This window comes from Nocardioides sp. NPDC092400 (assembly GCF_040684155.1).
Taxonomy (GTDB): domain Bacteria; phylum Actinomycetota; class Actinomycetes; order Propionibacteriales; family Nocardioidaceae; genus Nocardioides.
In genome coordinates this window covers 20402-38541 of sequence record NZ_JBFBFJ010000004.1, presented here as the reverse complement: position 1 = coordinate 38541, position 18140 = coordinate 20402, and the positions used below count along the sequence as shown (strand labels likewise).

Genomic DNA, 18140 nt, shown 5'->3' with positions numbered 1-18140 from the left:
GTGGAGGCAGACGGCATGACCGCGACGACGACCGACCCCGAGCTGAGCGACTTCCCGACGCTCACCGAGCGCTACCAGCGCGAGCTGCTGGCACACTGCTACCGGATGAGCGGCTCGGTGCACGAGGCCGAGGACCTCGTCCAGGAGACCTTCCTGCGCGCGTGGAAGGCGTCGGCGGACTTCCAGGGCCGCAGCTCGGTGCGCACCTGGCTCTACCGGATCGCCACCAACGTGTGCCTGACCAACCTCGAGGGCCGGCCCCGCCGCCCGCTGCCCGCCGGGCTGGGCACGCCGGACCAGATGGCCGGCGAGGCGCTGGAGACCGACCACGAGATCGCCTGGCTCGAGCCCGTGCCCGACGCGGCGGTCGTCGTCGCCGAGCGCGACTCGATCCGGCTGGCGTTCGTCGCGGCGCTCCAGCACCTGCCCGCCAAGCAGCGCGCGGTGCTGATCCTGCGCGACGTGCTGCGCTGGTCGGCCGCGGAGGTCGCCGAGGCGCTCGACACCACCGTCGCCGCGGTCAACTCCGCCCTCCAGCGCGCGCACGCGCAGATGAAGGACCGCGGGCTGACCGAGGACACCGTCGAGCCGGACCTCAGCGACGCGCAGCAGCAGCTGCTCGAGCGGTACGTCGACGCCTTCTGGCGCAAGGACGTCGGCGCCATCGTGTCGATGCTGACCGCCGAGGCGACCTGGGACATGCCGCCGTTCACCAGCTGGTTCAAGGGCGCCACCGCGATCGGCTGGCTGATCGGCAACGAGTGCCCCGGCGGCGAGCACGACATGCCGATGCTGGCGACCTGGGCCAACGGGCAGCCGGCGTACGGGCTCTACATGCGCACCCCCGAGGGCGACTTCACCCCCTTCCAGCTGCAGGTCATCGAGCTGGACGGGGACCGGGTGCGGCACGTGACGGCGTTCTTCGACGCCCGCCTGTTCACCACCTTCGGCCTGCCCGACCGCCTGCCCGCCGACCACCGGCCCCAGGACGGGCCCCAGACCCAGCCGGTCCCGTGAGCCGCGCGCTCGACGGCGCCGTCGAGCTGCTCGACCGGTCCCTGGCCTACGCCCGCGGCACCCTGGCCGACGTCACCGAGGCGGACCTCGACCGCCGTACGCCGTGCACCGCCTGGACCCTGCGGGCCCTGCTGGGGCACATGGAGGACGCGCTCGACGCCTTCACCGAGGCGGCCAGCGGGGTGGTCGAGGTAGAGCCGCCGCCCCCGGCGCTGACCCGGGTCGACGCGCTGCGGGAGAAGGCGTGCGCCCTGCTCGCCGCCTGGACGCGCGCCGCCCGCGACGACGGCCGCGCCACCGGGGACGGTCGCGGTCCGGTCGCCGTGGGCGACGCCGGTCTCGCCGGACCGGTGCTGGTCGCGGCCGCCGCGCTGGAGATCACCGTGCACGCCTGGGACGTCGGTCGCGCCACCGGTCGCGGCCGGGCCCTCCCCGACGACCTCGCCCGCGGGCTGCTGGCGGTCGCGGGCGTCGTGGTCGACCCGGCCGACCGGGGGGTGCGGTTCGGGCCCGTCCGCGCGGTGCCCGACGACGCGACGTACGGCGCGCAGCTGCTGGCGTTCCTCGGCCGGGATCCCGGGCCGGCCAGGACCGGGCACCTGGCTGGACCACCGCCCCCGATCTCCGGCGAAGCGGGTACGCCCGACGGGCTGGCTTCCTAGGGTTGCGGCCGTGCCCGAGCCCGCCGACCCCGCCGATGCCGTCGACCGGGTCACCGAGGCGGTCCGGGCCGGCCGGGTCGTCGAGGCGCTCTCGGCGCTGACCCGGCTCCGCGGCGGGCTGCCCGTGCGCGAGGGCGTCCGAGCGGCCGCGGCGGCCGTGGAGTGCCGCCTGGCACGAGGCGACCTCGCGGACGCGATGACGATCGGCGACCGGCTCGGGGCGTACGTCGAGCGCACGGCCGAGCCGCTCGAGGCCGACCTCGGCGACCTCGGCGACCTCGGCGACGTGGCGGCGTACGCCCTCCACGCCCGCGGCGAGGTGGCCTCCGCGTTGGCCGACGCCGAGCTGGCGCTGGACCGGTTCACCGAAGCCGGCGCGGTGCTCGCCGGCACCACGCCCCGCCCCGAGCACGTCCTGGAGCTCCCCTGGCGCAGCGGTGCGGCCCTCGCCCTGGTGCGGATCGGCCGGTTCCGCGAGGGTGCCGACCTGGCGCGCGAGCACCTGGCGCTGGCCGAGGCGTCCGGGTCGCCGTACGCCGTCGCGGTCGCGCTGCGCACCGTGGCGACCGCCGACTCCGGCGCGCACCGCACCGAGCTGCTGCGCCGCGCCCGCGCCGCGCTGGACGGCACCGTCGCCGACCGCCTCGCCGCCCAGGTCGACACCGACCTCGCCGGCCTGCTCCTGCTCAGCCACGACCCGGGCGTCGCCGTCGAGGCGCTGGCCCTGCTCCGCGGCGCCGAGGAGTACGCCGGCCGCCAGGAGCTGTGGCCGCTCCAGGGGCGGGTACGCCGCCTGCTCGACCGCCTGGGCGAGGCACCCCGCCAGGTGCAGTCCGAGGCGCTCGCGGCGCTGACCGCCTCCGAGCGACGCGTCGCCCGGCTGGCCGCCGACGGCCTCACCAACCGCCAGATCGCCGAGCAGCTGGTCGTCACCGTCAAGGCGGTGGAGTGGCACCTCTCCCACGTCTACCGCAAGCTCGGCATCAGCTCGCGCACCCGCCTCGCGGGCACGCTGGGGGCGCCGGCCTGAGCCGTGCCGGAATCCCCGGGGAACCGGGGAAACCAGCACTCCTCGGCCGATGCATCCCCTGAGAAGTGCCGGAATCCCCGGGGGACCGGGGAAACCGGCAGCCCTCAGGCCGGCGGCAGCCGCGGCGCGTCGGCCGACACCCGGTCGAGGATCCAGGCCTGGACCTGGGCGTCGTCGGGGGAGAGCGCGTCGCTGATGGCGTGCGGGACGACCCGGCTGAAGTAGTCGGTGACGGGGCCGTCGGACTCGCGGACGATCATCCCGGCCGCCTGGCCGTCGACGATCCAGGAGCCGAGCACCACGTGGTTGCCCTCGTAGACCGGCAGCTGGGTGTAGCCCTGGTAGACGAATCCCTCCTCGCCGTACACGCCGGGCATCCGCGTCTCGTACCCGTCGGCGAGGTGGATGCGGATGTTGTCGCCCTCGCGCCCGTGCAGCGGCTTGGCGACCCACTCCTCGAGGTCGCGGGGCTCGTCGAAGTACGCCGGCAGCAGCAGCCGGTGGCCCGGGTTGCGCTCCCACAGGACCGGCAGGATCGCCTTGGTCGAGAGCAGCACCTTCCACGGCGGCTCGAACCACCGCACGGGCTGCCGCTCGGCCCGGTCGACGACGAGCCGGCCGAAGTCCTCGCCGAGCATCTCCTCCCAGGGGTAGAGCTTGAAGGCGGTGCGGATCGGCTGGTCGTGCACGTCGCGGAACTCGCGCGCGTCGGGGTTCCAGCCCACCTCGGCGATCGGCTGCGCGAGCGCGGTGACGCCGGCCTGGATGGCGCAGTCCATCAGGTAGGTGACCGTCATCTCCATCTCGCCGCCGTCGTAGGAGCCCTCCTCCCCCAGGTCGTAGAGGAAGTGCACGCGGCCGTCGCCGAGGGCGCCGAAGTTCAGCAACCGCCGCCAACAGTTGACCAGCCGGTCGTGGACGCTGTTCCACTGGTCGATGTCGGTCATGACGTCCTCGATCCAGCGCCACTGCGCGACGCCGGTCTCCACGAGCCCGGTGGGGGTGTCGCCGTTGACCTCGAGCATCTTGACCGAGCCGTCCGCGCCGTAGGCGAGGTCGAAGCGGGCGTAGACCGCCGGGTCCTCCCGGGCGATGGACTCCCGGACCAGGGCGAGCGTGCCGGGCGGGAGTCCGAGCCGCTGGTCGGTCATCGTCGCGGCCATGTGCCCGGCCGCGTCGACGCACATCGCCCACAGCTCCTCGGTCGAGGACTCCAGCAGCTCGACCTCGTCCATCGTCAGCTCGTACCAGGCGGCCTCGTTCCAGTACGGCACCTTCGTGCCGTCCGGCTTGTCGGTCGTCGGGAAGATCAGCCCCTGCTCGGTGACGATCCGCTCCCAGTCAGGCCGCGGTCGAGCGCGGTGGCGCCACATCAGGCGATGCTCGCGCAGACGATCGCGCCGGTGCTGAGGGCGACGGCCGCAGCGACGTACGCCAGCGGCCGCACCGGACCCGCGGAGGTCACGATCCGCCGCAGGTCGCCGGGGGTGATCGCCTCGATGACGAAAAACATCACCGCGTTCAGCACGATGCCCAGAGCCCCGAAGGACACCGTCCAGGCCAGTGCCCACCCCAGGTCGGTCTCGCCGTTGGTCCAGATCGCGGTGAACAGCACGGCCGCGTTCGAGACGAGCCACGCGCCGGTCACGACGCCGGCCGAGCGGCTCGCCGCGTGCACCGACTCCTCGCCACGCTCGTCGATGCCGCGCAGGTGGCTGCCGAGGTGGCCGGGGGTCACCAGGTCGAGCACGTAGTAGGCGACCACCAGCAGGATGCCGGCGAGCACCGCGTAGACGATGGCGTGGCCGAGGGCGTTGAGCAGGTCGGACATCGGGTTCCTTCGCAGGTCAGGGAGGGGTACGGCGCGGCGCGGGTCGGGCGGGTGGCTGCGGTCGGGCGGGTGGCTGCGGTCGGGCGGTCGGGCGGTCGGGCGGGGGGTCAGCCCGAGAAGCCGCGGCTGCTGCCGCCGAAGCCGCCGGTCTTGGTCGTCGACTTCACCGTCGAGCCGCCGGTCGAGGGCAGGCCGCCGCGCTGGACCTTGCCGGAGAGCGAGGAGCCGTTCCAGGTGCCGCCGGAGACGGGCGCCCCGACGGACGGCACGCGCGAGCTGGCGCCGAGGTAGTACCAGAAGAAGCCGGTGCCGACGCCGTTGTAGTCGCTGTCGTCGTCGCACTGGTCGTCGTCGACGCGCTCCTCGGTCTCGGGGTTGACGCAGACCGCGGCGTAGTCGGCCGAGGACGAGCAGCCGGTGAGGCCGGCCGCCATCAGCGCGGTGACGCCGAGGGCGACGCTCGTCGAGCGCATCCGCCGCCGGGTGGTGGTGGTCATGGGCTGGGTCCTCCGAGGGGTGCGGTGCGTGCGTGCTGGGGGGCTGTGTCGCGTGCTGCGTCTCGTGCTGCGTCTCGGGCCTGTGGGTCAAGAGTGCCCGGTCGGGGGTACGGCTCAGGACTCCTGGTCCCGGAACGCCGCCAGCATCCGGTCGTCCACGTCGTCCGGGCTCGCGTCGTCGTGGCGGTGGCTGGCCAGCCGCTCGCGCACCCAGTCCTCGCCGTGGACGTCGACCAGGCTGTCCACCACCAGGTGCTGGAGCAGCTCGACCCGGTCGTGGAGCGACTCGATCGTCTCGGCGAGGGCGACCTGCTCGAGGTGGGTGAACTGGTTGCGGTCGTGCACCAGGCCGGCGATCACGTGGCCGATCGCGATCGGCACGAGGACGAGCATGGTCACGATCAGCACCACGGCCACGACCCGGCCCGCGGTGCTGGCGGGGTAGGAGTCGCCGTACCCGACCGTGGACCCGGTCACGACGCCCCACCACAGCGACTCGACCGGCCCCTTGTCCTCCAGGGCGGCGTAGAGCAACGAGCAGCCCACCCAGGTCCCGAGGATCCCGACGACGAGCAGCCACGGGTGGTTGACCAGCCTCCGTGCGGGACGGGCGAGGCGCGCGGCCCGAGCCGCGCTCGCGGCACCGGTGGGGGTGGTGGGGGCGTCGGTGCTGCGGGGGGTGTCCATCGTTCTCCAACGTGCGGGGGCCGGCCGCACGTTCCTTCCCCGCCGGGGTCGTGCTCAACCCACCCGGTCGCCGTGGCCGCTGCCGGCGGCACGAGTTCGGCCGATCGCCGGACGCCCGCCGCGCCGCCGCCCACCATGGGAGCCATGGCGACCTGGGGGGGACGGCTGGTGGCGACCGCTGCCCTGCTGCCGGCACCCCTGGTCCTCGCGGCTCTCGCCACGCTCGCCGGCTGCGCCGGGACGCAGGTCGACCGGGCGATGGGCGTCCGGGCCGACGTCGGCCGTCTCCCCGCGGTGGCGGAGGTGTCGGTGGCCGGCCCGTCCGCCGACCGCGGGGCGCAGGTGGCGGTGACCGTCCGGCCCGGTGCCGGCGTCGGCGAGGTGGTCCGGGTCGCGCGGGGCGTCGCCGAGGCGGGCGGCGACGGGGGCTGGTCCACCTATCGGCTCGAGCTGCGCGAGGCCGACCACCCCGAGGACCTGCTCGTCGGCGACGAGGCGTTCGCGACCGGCGGGGCCCGCTCCGCGGTCGAGGCGTTCCGCCGGACGAGCGACGCCCTGCTCGGGCCGCTCACCTGGACCGTCGCCCCGGGCAGCACCACCGTGGCGGTCGACGCCGGCGGCGGGCTCGCCCACGACGTGCAGGAGGCCGCACGGACGGCGTACGGCGACCGGACCACGACCTGGCGCTTCGTCGCCGGGGCCGGCACGGTGCTCGTCGACGGCCGGGTCGGCCCGGCCGAGCAGGAGCTCGTCGAGCGCGTGCAGCGCTCGGTCGCCTCCCCGGCGCTGCCGGTCCCGGCCGACCACTGGTGGCTCGAGGCCCGCGACGACCACGTGCTGCTGGACCTCGAGGTCGCGCTCCCGGGCGCACCCGTGGCCGGCGCCGACCTGGTCCCCGAGCGGTACGCCGACGCGGTGGGCCGGCTCGCCGGGACGGCCCTCGACGCGGTCCGCGGCGGCCGCCCGCGGCTCGCCGTACCCCTCTGGCTGCGGCTGCGCGAGGGCGCCGACGTGTTCGCCTGGTGGCGCAGCGACCGCCCGCCGGTGCCCGGCCGCGACCCGCTCGGCCGCGGCTGGGACCGCTGGCTGCACCACCTGACCGCCTCGTGAGGGGGACCCTCAGCCGGCCGGCAGCGCGACGTACGTCGTCTCGAGGTACTCCTCGATGCCCTCGAACCCGCCCTCGCGGCCGAAGCCGCTGGCCTTGACCCCGCCGAACGGCGCCGCGGGGTTGGAGATGAGGCCGGTGTTGACGCCGACCATGCCGAACTCCAGGGACTCCGCCAGCCGGATCGTGCGGGCCAGGTCGCGGGTGTAGACGTAGGAGGCGAGGCCGTACTCGGTGTCGTTCGCCTTCGCGACCGCCTCCTCCTCGGTCTCGAAGGTCGTGATCGGCGCGACCGGGCCGAAGATCTCCTCGGCGTTGATCGCGGAGTCCTGGGGCACGTCGAGCAGCACGGTCGGCGGGTAGAAGTAGCCGGGCCCGTCGTGCCGCTCGCCGCCGACGACCACCCGGGCGCCGTCGTGCACGGCGTCGGTGACCAGCTGGCTGACCGACTCCACTGCCTTCTCGTCGATCAGCGGCCCGACGTCGGTGCCCTCGTCCTGCCCGCGGCCGAGGGTCAGCCCGCCCATCCGCTCGGCGAGCCGGCGACCGAACTCCTCGGCGACCTCGGCCTGCACGAGGAACCGGTTCGCGGCGGTGCAGGCCTCGCCCATGTTCCGCATCTTGGCGATCATCGCGCCGTCGACGGCGGCGTCGAGGTCGGCGTCGGCGAAGACGAGGAACGGCGCGTTGCCGCCGAGCTCCATGCTGACCCGCTGGAGCCGATCGGCCGACTGGCGCACCATGATCCGCCCGACCGCGGTCGACCCGGTGAAGGACACCTTGCGCAGCCGGTCGTCGGCCTGCAGCGCCTCGCTGATCTCGGCGGCGCGGGTGGAGGTGACAACGTTGAGCACGCCGTCGGGCAGCCCGGCCTCGGCGAGCACCCCGGCCAGCGCCAGCATGGTCAGCGGCGTCTGGGCGGCGGGCTTGACGACCATCGTGCAGCCCGCGGCGATGGCGGGCCCGATCTTGCGGGTGCCCATGGCGAGCGGGAAGTTCCACGGCGTGACGAACAGGCAGGGGCCGACCGGCTTCTTCAGGGTCAGCAACCGGCTCCCGCCCGCGGGGTTGGCCATGTAGCGCCCGTGGATGCGCACCGCCTCCTCGGAGAACCAGCGGAAGAACTCGTTGCCGTAGCCGACCTCGCCCCGCGCCTCGGCGACCGTCTTGCCCATCTCCAGGCTCATCAGCCGCGCGAAGTCGTCGGCGCGGTCGTCGACGAGCTGGAACGCCGTGCGCAGGATCTCGCCGCGCTCGCGCGGCGGCGTCCGGCCCCAGGTCACCTGGGCCTCCGCGGCGGCGTCGAGGGCGTCGGCGGCGTCGGCGACCGAGGCGTCGGCGACGTCGGTCAGGACCGAGCCGTCGGCCGGGTCGACGACCTCGAAGCGTGCGCCGTCCTCGGCCGGGCGCCACTGCCCGCCGACGAGGAGGTTGCGCTGCTGGTCGGTGATCAGGGGGAGACGGTTCGGTCCGGTCATGGCTCCGAGACTGTCACCTCGACCTCTTCGACCAAATGGCTGACACGGCCTTGACGTGCGTGGAATGCTTTGCATGTCGACTTCGGAGGGAGCACCGAGAAGACGGCACGAACCCCTTGCCGACCCCATGCGGCGAGGGGTTCTCCCTTGCCCGGCCCACCGGCGTCCCCACGCCAGGGTCGGGCCGTCGGCCCGTCGGCCCGGTCTCAACCCCCGGCCCGGCGGGCCGCCCTGAGGAACGACTCGAGCAGCGGGCCGGCCGTGCTCGAGCCGGACTCGCCGCGCTCCACGAAGACCGCGACCGCCAGGTCGCCCTGGGCCGCGACCATCCACGCGTGGGTGTCGATCCGCCCGCCGTGCTCGAACTCCGCGGTGCCGGTCTTGGCCAGCACCGGCGGCCCCGGGACGTCGGCGAGCTGGGCACCGCTCCCGTCGGTGACCACCGAGCGGAGCAGCGAGCGCAGGGCCCGCGCCTCCGCCGGCCGCAGCGGCTCGACGCCCTCGGGGACCGAGACCTCGACCTGCTCGAGCAGCCGCGGCACCACGGTCGTGCCCTCCTGCACGCTCGCCATCACCGTCGCCATGACCATCGGTGAGGCCAGCACCTTGCCCTGGCCGATGAGGTCGGCGGCGGCCGCGGTCTCCGAGGCGGGGGGCTCGAGGCTGCCGAAGAACGCCGGGAACCCCAGGTCGTGGTCGACGCCGAGGCCGAGGGAGCCGGCCGCCTCGGCGAGCGCGTCGGTGCCGGACCCCCGCTCGAGCTCGTCGCGCTGGGAGATGAAGGCGGTGTTGCAGCTGTTGGCCACCGCGGTGCGCAGCGGCACGTCGCCGAGCCCCGAGGCGGGGTAGTCGGAGTAGTTCGTGAACCGCCGCCCGTCGACGGTGAGCGTCGCCGTGCAGGGCACGCTCGTCCCCGGACGCAGCCCGGCGCGCAGCAGGGCCAGGCTGGAGACCGTCTTGAACGTCGACCCCGGGGCCAGCTGGCCGTACGTCGCGATGTTGAGACCCGCGTTGCCCGGCCCGTTCGCGGCCGCCAGCACCGCGCCGTCGCTCGGACGCACCGCCACCAGCGCGCTCGCCGGGCCGACCTGCGCCAGCACCCGCTCGGCCGCGAGCTGCAGGTCGACGTCCAGCGTGGTGGGCAGCTCCTCCCCCGGGGTCGGCTCGACCCGGAACAGCTCGCGCTCCGCGCCGTCGGCGCCCACCGCCTCGACCAGGACGCCCGGGGTGCCCTGAAGCTGGTCGTCGTAGCGCGCCTGGAGGCCCGAGAGGCCGGCCTCGTCACCCGCCTGCAGGGAGGGGTCCTCCTCGATCATCTCCGCGGTGACGTCGCCGACGGTGCCGAGCAGGGGCGCGGCGAACTCCTTGGTCGGCGCGAGCGGTCGCCGGCCCGGGATCGCGATGACGCTGTCGAGGGCACCGATGCCCTGGCTGACCGCCGGCGGGACCTCGTCGTCGCGGTAGGTGATCGCCTCGACGAACGCCTCGTCGCCGGCCTCGCGCACCTGCGCGGCGTACGCCGCCGGGTCGGTGCCGACCAGCGCCGCCAGCCCGCGGGCGTCCGCGACGGCCTGCCGCAGCGGGGCGCGCGGCTTGTCGATCCCGAAGGTCACCACGGGCCGGTCGGTCACCAGGGCCGTGCCGCCGGCGCCGGTGATCTCCCCGCGGTCGGGCGCGAGCGTGGTCCGGTCGAGCACCTCGCCCTCGGTGAGGCCGGGCTCGACCACCGAGGGGTCCCAGGCGACCTGCCACTCCTCGCCCGCACGGCGCAGCTCCGCCTGGGACTCGTAGGTCCACTCCTCGCCGTCCATGACCGGCCAGGACCAGGTGAGGGTCGCGGTGGCGGCGCTCGCCGCCTCCTCCTCCGACCCCTCGGCCGCCTCGCGCACGTCACCGACCTCGACCGAGGGCGCCTGGTCCTCGGACCTGACGCCGGCGACCACCGCGTCGTAGGACTCCTGCGCCTCGGCGGCCGTGGCGCCGGCGAGCGCGACGCCGTCGAGGTCACCGGCGGCGAGGCCCCGGGCGAGCTCGGCGGCCGCCTCCTCGGGGCCGGGCGCGGAGTCCTCGCCCGAGCAGCCGGCCAGGGCCGCGGTCAGCAGCAGGACGGCGGCGGGCGCGAGACGGGCGGGAGCACGCATGCAGACCCTTCTACCAGCCGTCGGCGACAGCCCGCCCGGCCCGGGCGGGGTCAGCCCAGCGAGGCGTGGATCTGCTGACCGGTGGGGAAGGCGTCGATCTTGCCCTCCACCAGGTCGGTGACGGCGGCCTTGAAGCGGGGGCACGTGGCGATGTCGTGCGCCCCGCAGCGCAGCGCGTGCTCGGTCATCTCCCGGGACCGCTCCATCTCCTTCATCCGCCGGTCGAGGTCGTCGAGGTGCGCCTGGAGCACCGCGTGCCGGTCCGCGGCCTCCGCGTCGAGCATCACCGCGATCTGCTCGAGGGTCATCCCCGCTGCCTTGCTGCGGATGATCACCGCCACCCGCACCACCTCGTCCTGGCCGTAGCGGCGCCGCCCGGAGGCGTCCCGGGCCGGCGACAGCAGCCCGACGTCCTCCCAGTGCCGCAGCACGTGCGTCGCCAGCCCGAACCGGCTCGCCAGGTCGCCCACCGACCACCGCTGGATGCGCTCGCTTGACTTCATGTCAACATGAACTCACAGACTGCTGACCATGGACAACTCAGCAGCCACCCCAGCAGCCCCCTCCCGAACCGAATCCCCCGCCGGCAGCACCGGAGCGCGGTACGACGCGGTCGTCGTCGGCGGCGGCCCCGCCGGCCTCCAGGCGGCGCTCACCCTCGGCCGCGTGCACCGCTCGGTGCTGCTGCTCGACAGCGGCCGCTACCGCAACGAGACGGCCGACGCGATGCACAACTTCCTCACCCACGACGGCACCCCGCCGGCGGAGCTGCGCGCGGCGGCCCGCGCCGAGCTCGCGGCGTACGACACCGTGGACGTGCGCGCCGTCGGCGCCGAGCGCGTCGCGCCGGACGAGGGCGGGTACGCCGTCGACCTCGCCGACGGCAGCACCGTGCGCGCCCGGGGCCTGGTCCTGGCGACCGGGCTGCGCGACACCCTCCCCGACAAGCCGGGCCTCGCGGGCCTCTGGGGCCGGGAGGCGGCGCACTGCCCGTTCTGCCACGGCCACGAGTACGCCGGCCGGTCGGTCGCCGTCCTCGGCGCCGGGCCGGCCGCCGGTCACCTGACCCGGATCATGGCGCCGGTGGCGTCCCGCCTCACCGTGCTCGCCGACGGCGCGCCCCTCGAGGCCGACCTGCCCGACGGCGTCGAGGTGCGGAGCGAGCCGGTCGTCGGCTTCTGCCGCAGCGCCGGCGGTGCGACCGTCACGTTCGCCGACGGCTCCACCGAGGAGCACGCCGGCGTCTTCGTGGTGCCGGTGAGCACCCAGGCCGCGCCGTTCGCCGAGCAGCTCGGGCTGGCCACGCTGCCGTCGGGCGGCGTGGAGGTCGACGTCATGGGCCGCACCAGCCTGCCGCGCGTGCACGCCGCCGGCGACATGGCGCACGTCGCCGCGCTGCCGATGCCGATGGCCTCCGTGCTCGTCGCCGCGGCGTCCGGCATGGTCGCCGGGGCCGCGATGGTGGCGGCGCTCCTCTAGCGACCGGAGCCGGCCCGAGCCGGCCGGGGTCAGCCCTTGTGGCGCGGCTTGCGGGCCGGGCGGGCCGGGCCGTTGTCGGGCTGGAGCTCGATGAGCTTGCCGGAGATCCTGGTCTCCTCGAGCTTCTGGAAGACGGTCGGCGACAGGTCCGCCGGCAGCTCGACGAGGGAGAAGTCCGGGCGGATCTGGATGTGCCCGAAGTCCCCGCGCTGGAGGCCGCCCTCGTTGGCGATCGCGCCGACGATCTGGCGCGGCTCGACCTTGTGCCGCTTGCCGACGTTGATCCGGTACGTCGCCATCGGGACGTCGGTGCGCCCGCGCGGCTTGCGCTCGCCGCGGTCGGGACGGTCGCCCCGGTCCTTGCGCTCGGGACGGTCGTCGACGCGCGGCGGGCGCACCTCGGCCTTGGGGTCGAGCAGCAGCGGGGTGTCGCCCTGCGCCACGACGGCGAGCGCGGCGGCCACGTCGACCTCGGGCACGTCGTACTCCTTGACGTAGTGCCCGATGATGTCGCGGAACTTCTCGATCCGGTCGGTCTGGCCCAGCGCCTCGGTGATCGCGTCGTCGAAGCGGGAGAGCCGGGTGGCGTTGACGTCGTCGACGTTCGGCAGCGGCATCTGGGTCAGCGGCTGCCGGGTCGCCTTCTCGATGTGCTTGAGCAGGTAGCGCTCGCGCGGGGTCACGAACGAGATCGCGTCGCCGGTCCGGCCCGCGCGGCCGGTGCGGCCGATGCGGTGGACGTAGGACTCGGTGTCGGTGGGGATGTCGTAGTTGACGACGTGGCTGATCCGCTCGACGTCGAGGCCGCGGGCCGCGACGTCGGTGGCGACGAGGATGTCGAGCTTGCCCGACTTCAGCTGGTTGACGGTCCGCTCGCGGACCGCCTGCGCGACGTCGCCGTTGATCGCGGCGGCGGAGAAGCCCCGGGCGCGCAGCTTCTCGGCGAGCGTCTCGGTCTCGTGCTTGGTGCGGACGAAGACGATCATCCCCTCGAAGTTCTCGACCTCGAGGATGCGCGTGAGGGCGTCGACCTTCTGCGGGTAGCTGACCAGCAGGTAGCGCTGGGTGATGTTCGCGGCCGTCGTGGAGCTCGCCTTGACGGTGATCTCCTGCGGGTCGCGCAGGTAGCTCTTGGAGAGCCGGCGGATCTGCGCGGGCATCGTCGCGGAGAACAGCGCGACGTTCTTGTCCTCGGGCGTGCTCGCGAGGATCGTCTCGACGTCCTCGGCGAAGCCCATGTTGAGCATCTCGTCGGCCTCGTCGAGCACCAGGAAGCGCAGCTCGGACAGGTCGAGGGTGCCCTTGTCGAGGTGGTCCATGATCCGGCCGGGGGTGCCCACGACCACGTGGACGCCGCGGCGGAGCGCGGAGAGCTGGACGCCGTACGCCTGGCCGCCGTAGACGGGGAGCACGTGCACGCCCTTGCGGTGCGCGGCGTACCGCTCGAAGGCCTCGCACACCTGGAGCGCGAGCTCACGGGTGGGGGCGAGCACCAGCGCCTGCGGCGTCTTCTGCTTCAGGTCCAGCTTGCTGAGGATCGGCAGCGCGAAGGCGGCGGTCTTGCCGGTGCCGGTCTGCGCCAGGCCGACGACGTCGCGGCCCTCGAGCAGCGGGGGGATGGTGGCGGCCTGGATGGGCGACGGCGTCTCGTAGCCGACGTCCTTGAGGGCGCGCAGCACGGAGTCGTCGAGGCCCAGGTCCGCGAAGGTGGTCGTGGGGGCAGGGGCGTCTTCGGTGGTGCTCACCCTCCCCACCGTAGAGGTTCGGCGCGCCGGGCCGCTCTTCCGCGTCGCGGTGCGCTGGGTCACCGCGCCCGCCGGAGACCACCGCGGCGGCGGCCGGGGACGGCTGCGGAGGCCTCGCCGCATCCCCTCGGGAGCGTGCTCGGCACGTACGCCGCCGCAGCGACCCCGAGGTGGAGCGTCGCGCCCGTTCCGGGCGGTTCCTGGTCACGCTGGTGGGGATCGGCTACGCTGGGTGAACAGAAGGTGAACAGGAGGTGTCCCATGCAGGAATCCACGGTGACCACGGGGTCGCGCACGCGACCCACGATGTGCTGGGTGCCCGTCGTCGACAGCCGCGGCCGCACGCACATGGAGGCCCGCTGGCTCGACGAGGGCGTGGCCCTCGGCCGCACCACGGCGACGTACCACGCCGCCTGACCGCAGCCGGTCCGCAGCAGCCAGCCACCACGGCCGCGCCCCACGAGGGGCGCGGCCGTGGTGCGTTCCGGAGGGTCGGTCCAGACCATCCTCCCGACGACGGGAATGAAACCGGACCCTGGTCCGTTCTAGTGGTTGAACTTTGAACGAAACTCGTGGATGCTTCCACGAGCACCCCACCACCACCCCGCACCTGGAGCACCCCATGAGCATCTTCAGCCGCAAGTCCGAGACCCCCGCCGCCGCCGAGCCCGTCTTCGACGCCGCCACCACGGCCGTCGCCGACATCACCGGCGACTACACCATCGACGCCTCGCACAGCCGGATCGGCTTCAGCGCCCGCCACGCGATGGTCACCACCGTCCGCGGCGCCTTCAAGGAGTTCGAGGGCACCGCGCACATCGACACCGCGAACCCGTCGGCCTCCCACGTCTCGCTGACCATCAAGACCGCCAGCATCGACACCGGCTCCGCCGACCGCGACGGCCACCTCACCTCCGCCGACTTCTTCGACGCCGGCACCAACCCGGAGATCACCTTCCGCTCGACCAAGGTCGAGAAGGTCGACGACGACACCTGGGCCATCACCGGCGACCTGACGATCGCGGGCACCACCAAGCCCGTCACCATCGCCTTCGACGAGACCGGTTCCGCGCAGGACCCGTTCGGCAACCTCCGCGTGGGCTTCGAGGGCGGCACCGCCATCAACCGCAAGGACTGGGGCCTGACCTGGAACGCCGCGCTCGAGACCGGCGGCGTCCTCGTCTCCGAGAAGATCAAGCTCGAGTTCGACGTCTCGGCGATCAAGAACGCCTGACCCGACTCCCGACCGGGGCCGTCCACCGAGGTGGGCGGCCCCGGTCGCACGTCCGGACCGGGACGGCCGGGCCCTCGACGCGGCCGGGGCGGCAGGCCACGCTGTCGCCCATGGTCTCGTTCGTCACCCGCTACGACTTCCGCGTCCCCGGCGGCGACGCCGCCACCCGGCAGGAGGTCTACGCCCGGTCGCTGCAGCAGGCGGCGTACGTCGACGCCCACGGGCAGGACGCGATCATGCTCTCCGAGCACCACGCCTCCGACGACGGCTACCTGCCCTCCCCGCTGCTGGTCGCCTCGGCGATGGCGGCGGTGACCTCGCGGGTGCCGATCACCGTGGCGGCGCTGCTGGTCAACCTGCACGACCCGCTGCGGCTGGCCGAGGACATCGCGGTCCTGGACCACCTGGCCGCGGGACGGGTCAGCCTCACCTTCGGGCTGGGCTACCGCGAGGTCGAGTACGACCTGTTCGACCGCTCCTGGCGCACCCGCGGGCGCGACGTCGAGGAGCGGATCACCGCGGTGCTCGACGCGTGGGCCACCGGACGGGTCACGCCGCGGCCCTTCAGCGACCCCCACCCCTTCCTCCTGTACGGCGGCGGCACCCCGGCCGCCGCCCGCCGTGCGGCCCGGCTCGGGCTCTCCTTCCAGCCCCAGCACTCCGACCCCGCCCTCCGGGAGGAGTACGTCGCGGCGTGCCGCGAGCTGGGCCGCGAGCCGGGGGTCGTGCTGACCGCGCCACCCGGACCGGCGAACGTGTTCTGCGCCGAGCGGCCCGAGGAGTTCTGGGAGCGCTGGGGCCACCACCTGCTGGCCGACGCCGCGGCGTACCAGTCCTGGCACGGCGACGCCGCCTCCCACGTGCTCGACCCCTCGCGCTCCGTCGAGGAGATGCAGGAGGCCGGGGTGTACCTCGTGGTCACGCCCGAGGACCTGGTCGAGCGGGTCCGCTCCCGCGAGGTCCGGCTGGTCACCTGCCACCCCGCCTGCGGCGGTCTCCCGGCGGAGCCGTCCTGGGCGTCGCTGCGGCTGGTCTGCGAGACGGTCATGCCGGCGGTGCGGGCCTGACCCGGCCCGTCCCGGCTACTCCTGGACGGTGGTCACGACACTCGTGACCGAGGGTCGACGCGGGGTCGAGGAGAACCCGAACCGCGGAGGCGGCTCCACCGGCGCCAGCGAGCCCAGGTCGGCGCCCTCCAGGCTGCCGGTGGCCGCGGTGACGGCGTGGTGGTCGGTCGCGCCGTACCACTCGCGCCGGGTGCCGGCCGCCGACCCGCGGGTGCGCACGCCGTCCAGCAGGACCCGGGCGAGGGGGTCGGTGAGCGCGCCGAACGCCGGCGCGGTCGCCAGCCGGGGCGGGACCAGGCGCAGCAGCCGGCCGAGCGCGGTGCGGCCGCCGACGGTGAGGTCGAGGGCGAGCGAGGGGGACCGCACCTCCCAGCGGCTGCCGCCCTCCGCCGCGTGCTCGGTCACGGCGAACGGCTCGATGCGGACCTCGTCGAAGGTGTACGTCGCGGCGATGAACTCGGCAGCCTCGGCGTGCGGGGCCAGCAGCAGCCGGTGCCCGGCGGCGGTCTCCACCATCGCGTCGGAGAACGCGCGCAGCGGGGTCGCGTGCCAGTGGCCCACCACCACCCGCACCCCGCTGGTGGTGCCCACGCCGGCGATGCGCCCGTGGAATCGCGACCTCACGCGGCCCGCCGGGCCGGGGGCCCCCCAGGAGCTCCTGTGGGGCCCAGCGGCAGGTCGACCCCGGCCCGGACCGCCGGCGGCAGGGCGGAGATCGCCACCAGCGCGACGAAGCCGCTGATCACCTTGTCCCCCAGCGACACCAGGACGTTGCCGGCACCGACGGCGACCACGAGGCGGTCGGTCGCGGCGAGGAACGTGGCGCTCACCGCGTCCTCGCCGTGGCCGGTGCTGCCGTCGTAGAGCAGCACGAGGATCGGGACGGCGACGAGGGTGCAGACCAGCGCGGCCGCGGCGTTCAGGCCGAGGAAGCGCGGCAGGGTGCGGCCGAGTCCGAGCCGGCGGGCGCCGTACCCCCAGACGAGCGCGCCGGCGATGTTCACGAGGGCGAACGGGATCGACTCCTCGCCGCTGCTGAGCGTGCCCGCGAGGTTCGAGGCGAGGCCGACCGCCGCACCGCGCCAGGGGCCGAGCGCGATCGCGGCGACCGCGGTGCCGACCATGTCGAGGTAGACCGGCAGCGCGAGCAGGTCGACGAACGACCGGCCCAGCAGGTTGACCAGCACGCAGGCGGTCATGAGCAGCAGCACCCCGGCGGGGCGGACCCGCTCGGCCGGCTCGGTGGCCTGGGCGGCCGGGTCGGCCGGCTCGGTCGCCTCGGTCGCCTCGGCCGGCGCGGGCGCGGGGACGGGCGCGGGGACCGGGGCGGGGGCGGGGGCCCGCAGCCAGCCGTCGACCAGCGCCGCGTCGCCGTCGAGCGCGTGGACGATCTCGCGGACGAGCGGGACGTTCACCCGGGCCCGGCCGGTGCGGAACGCGTCGTACACCGTCGTGCGGGCCACCCGCGCGGCGTGCTCGTCGGCACCCGCGGCGAGCCGCTGCTCGGCGACACGTCGGGCGATCTCGGCGAACGAGGGCTCGCCCGCCGCGCGCCGGAGCGCCTGCAGCTGCTCGGCCAGCCCGTCCCAGCGGGCACCCCCGCCGGGCTCACCGGGCCGGGTCGCCCTGTCGTCGTCGACCTCCACGTCCGCGTGCCCCCTCCCGAGCCGAGTGCGCGTCCGGCGCCACCCTAGGTCGCGTCCGGGCCGGCCGGAGGCTGTTCGGGATCGTCCGGGAACACCTCACACGCGGGAAACGGCGCCTCGCCGGGCCCGACCCGCGCCGAGACTGGGCGCTCGCGGATCCGCGTGCCTCCGGGGGGACGGCGCGCGGGTCCGCCCGCGCACGCACCCCGCTGATCCAGGAGGACCGCATGACCGACCCGCAGGACCCCGCCCCCGCCGACGAGCGGCGGGAGGGGCTCGGATGGATCGGCCCGGCGGAGCAGCGGCTGCTGGCGTCGTACCGGCGGATCGGCTGCACCGAGCGCGAAGCCCTCACCGCGGTCGCCGGCGACCTCCTGCAGCGCTCGACCGAGCCCGGGGTGCCGGTGGACGACGCGGTGGAGGAGACGGTGGTCCGGCGCTTCCTCGAGGCGGCCGGGCTGACCCTGGACGAGGTCCGCGACGCGCTCGGCCTGCGCTTCGACGAGGCGGGCTGACGC

The 18140-nt window shown here is 74.8% G+C and carries 19 protein-coding genes; 9 read left to right on the top strand and 10 right to left on the bottom strand.

Translation table 11 applies throughout. From position 1 onward, the window contains the following. The first annotated feature begins 15 nt into the window (after positions 1–15). The 3 genes from AB0N29_RS13940 to AB0N29_RS13930 are packed head-to-tail and all read left to right on the top strand — an operon-like array spanning position 16 to position 2709. The gene (locus AB0N29_RS13940) at positions 16–1017 is read left to right on the top strand and encodes a sigma-70 family RNA polymerase sigma factor (RefSeq protein WP_302268698.1); all 1002 of its coding nucleotides are present in this window, start codon (positions 16–18) and stop codon (positions 1015–1017) included. Further along, positions 1014–1679 (top strand): TIGR03086 family metal-binding protein, encoded by a 666-nt coding sequence (locus AB0N29_RS13935; protein WP_364867549.1) that lies wholly within the window; start codon positions 1014–1016, stop codon positions 1677–1679. The genes AB0N29_RS13940 and AB0N29_RS13935 overlap by 4 nt, the downstream gene beginning before the upstream one ends. Before the next feature lie 10 nt (positions 1680–1689). Continuing rightward, the gene (locus tag AB0N29_RS13930; RefSeq protein ID WP_364867547.1) at positions 1690–2709 is read left to right on the top strand and encodes a LuxR C-terminal-related transcriptional regulator; all 1020 of its coding nucleotides are present in this window, start codon (positions 1690–1692) and stop codon (positions 2707–2709) included. Positions 2710–2813: 104 nt separating this feature from the next. On the opposite strand, the gene AB0N29_RS13925 is transcribed toward AB0N29_RS13930, so the two are convergent. The 4 genes from AB0N29_RS13925 to AB0N29_RS13910 all read right to left on the bottom strand — a co-directional run bounded on the left by AB0N29_RS13925 (position 2814) and on the right by AB0N29_RS13910 (position 5724). Next, positions 2814–4082, bottom strand: coding sequence for a glutathionylspermidine synthase family protein (locus AB0N29_RS13925; RefSeq protein WP_302268701.1), 1269 nt, complete (start codon positions 4080–4082; stop codon positions 2814–2816). Further along, a complete protein-coding gene (locus tag AB0N29_RS13920) occupies positions 4082–4540 on the bottom strand; it encodes a DUF350 domain-containing protein (RefSeq protein WP_302268702.1) in 459 nt (152 codons plus the stop codon). The genes AB0N29_RS13925 and AB0N29_RS13920 overlap by 1 nt, the downstream gene beginning before the upstream one ends. Before the next feature lie 107 nt (positions 4541–4647). Beyond that, positions 4648–5037: a hypothetical protein gene (locus AB0N29_RS13915; protein WP_302268703.1), complete on the bottom strand. Its 390-nt coding sequence runs from the start codon at positions 5035–5037 to the stop codon at positions 4648–4650. A 114-nt stretch (positions 5038–5151) separates the two neighbouring features. After that, the gene (locus AB0N29_RS13910; protein WP_302268704.1) at positions 5152–5724 is read right to left on the bottom strand and encodes a potassium channel family protein; all 573 of its coding nucleotides are present in this window, start codon (positions 5722–5724) and stop codon (positions 5152–5154) included. Positions 5725–5868: 144 nt separating this feature from the next. Here AB0N29_RS13910 and AB0N29_RS13905 point away from each other — a divergent pair, with 144 nt between their 5' ends. Further along, positions 5869–6834, top strand: coding sequence for a hypothetical protein (locus AB0N29_RS13905; RefSeq protein WP_364867543.1), 966 nt, complete (start codon positions 5869–5871; stop codon positions 6832–6834). 9 nt (positions 6835–6843) lie between these two features. Here AB0N29_RS13905 and AB0N29_RS13900 read toward each other — a convergent pair whose 3' ends face one another. The 3 genes from AB0N29_RS13900 to AB0N29_RS13890 form a co-directional block, all read right to left on the bottom strand. Beyond that, complete coding sequence (locus tag AB0N29_RS13900) at positions 6844–8310, bottom strand: NAD-dependent succinate-semialdehyde dehydrogenase (protein WP_364867541.1); 1467 nt, start codon at positions 8308–8310, stop codon at positions 6844–6846. A gap of 206 nt (positions 8311–8516) precedes the next feature. Continuing rightward, on the bottom strand, positions 8517–10451 hold the full coding sequence (locus AB0N29_RS13895; protein ID WP_364867538.1) for a penicillin-binding transpeptidase domain-containing protein: 1935 nt from the start codon (positions 10449–10451) through the stop codon (positions 8517–8519). Between the two features lie 50 nt (positions 10452–10501). Beyond that, entirely contained in the window at positions 10502–10954 is a 453-nt protein-coding gene (locus AB0N29_RS13890) for a MerR family transcriptional regulator (RefSeq protein WP_302268706.1), read from the bottom strand. 28 nt (positions 10955–10982) lie between these two features. On the opposite strand from AB0N29_RS13890, the gene AB0N29_RS13885 reads away from it, so the two are divergent. Beyond that, on the top strand, positions 10983–11930 hold the full coding sequence (locus tag AB0N29_RS13885; RefSeq protein ID WP_364867535.1) for an NAD(P)/FAD-dependent oxidoreductase: 948 nt from the start codon (positions 10983–10985) through the stop codon (positions 11928–11930). 29 nt (positions 11931–11959) lie between these two features. On the opposite strand, the gene AB0N29_RS13880 is transcribed toward AB0N29_RS13885, so the two are convergent. After that, entirely contained in the window at positions 11960–13675 is a 1716-nt protein-coding gene (locus AB0N29_RS13880; RefSeq protein ID WP_302268708.1) for a DEAD/DEAH box helicase, read from the bottom strand. 261 nt (positions 13676–13936) lie between these two features. On the opposite strand from AB0N29_RS13880, the gene AB0N29_RS13875 reads away from it, so the two are divergent. The 3 genes from AB0N29_RS13875 to AB0N29_RS13865 all read left to right on the top strand — a co-directional run bounded on the left by AB0N29_RS13875 (position 13937) and on the right by AB0N29_RS13865 (position 15976). Continuing rightward, a complete protein-coding gene (locus AB0N29_RS13875) occupies positions 13937–14092 on the top strand; it encodes a hypothetical protein (RefSeq protein ID WP_302268709.1) in 156 nt (51 codons plus the stop codon). 205 nt (positions 14093–14297) lie between these two features. Continuing rightward, positions 14298–14909: a YceI family protein gene (locus AB0N29_RS13870; RefSeq protein WP_364867532.1), complete on the top strand. Its 612-nt coding sequence runs from the start codon at positions 14298–14300 to the stop codon at positions 14907–14909. 110 nt (positions 14910–15019) lie between these two features. After that, entirely contained in the window at positions 15020–15976 is a 957-nt protein-coding gene (locus AB0N29_RS13865) for an LLM class flavin-dependent oxidoreductase (protein WP_364867530.1), read from the top strand. A 15-nt stretch (positions 15977–15991) separates the two neighbouring features. On the opposite strand, the gene AB0N29_RS13860 is transcribed toward AB0N29_RS13865, so the two are convergent. Both AB0N29_RS13860 and AB0N29_RS13855 read right to left on the bottom strand, forming a co-directional pair. After that, the gene (locus tag AB0N29_RS13860; RefSeq protein WP_302268712.1) at positions 15992–16600 is read right to left on the bottom strand and encodes a hypothetical protein; all 609 of its coding nucleotides are present in this window, start codon (positions 16598–16600) and stop codon (positions 15992–15994) included. After that, positions 16597–17622, bottom strand: a complete 1026-nt coding sequence (locus AB0N29_RS13855) for a hypothetical protein (RefSeq protein ID WP_364867528.1) — start codon at positions 17620–17622, stop codon at positions 16597–16599. The genes AB0N29_RS13860 and AB0N29_RS13855 overlap by 4 nt, the downstream gene beginning before the upstream one ends. 227 nt (positions 17623–17849) lie before the next feature. On the opposite strand from AB0N29_RS13855, the gene AB0N29_RS13850 reads away from it, so the two are divergent. Continuing rightward, positions 17850–18137 (top strand): hypothetical protein, encoded by a 288-nt coding sequence (locus AB0N29_RS13850; protein ID WP_302268714.1) that lies wholly within the window; start codon positions 17850–17852, stop codon positions 18135–18137. Positions 18138–18140: the final 3 nt, after the last annotated feature.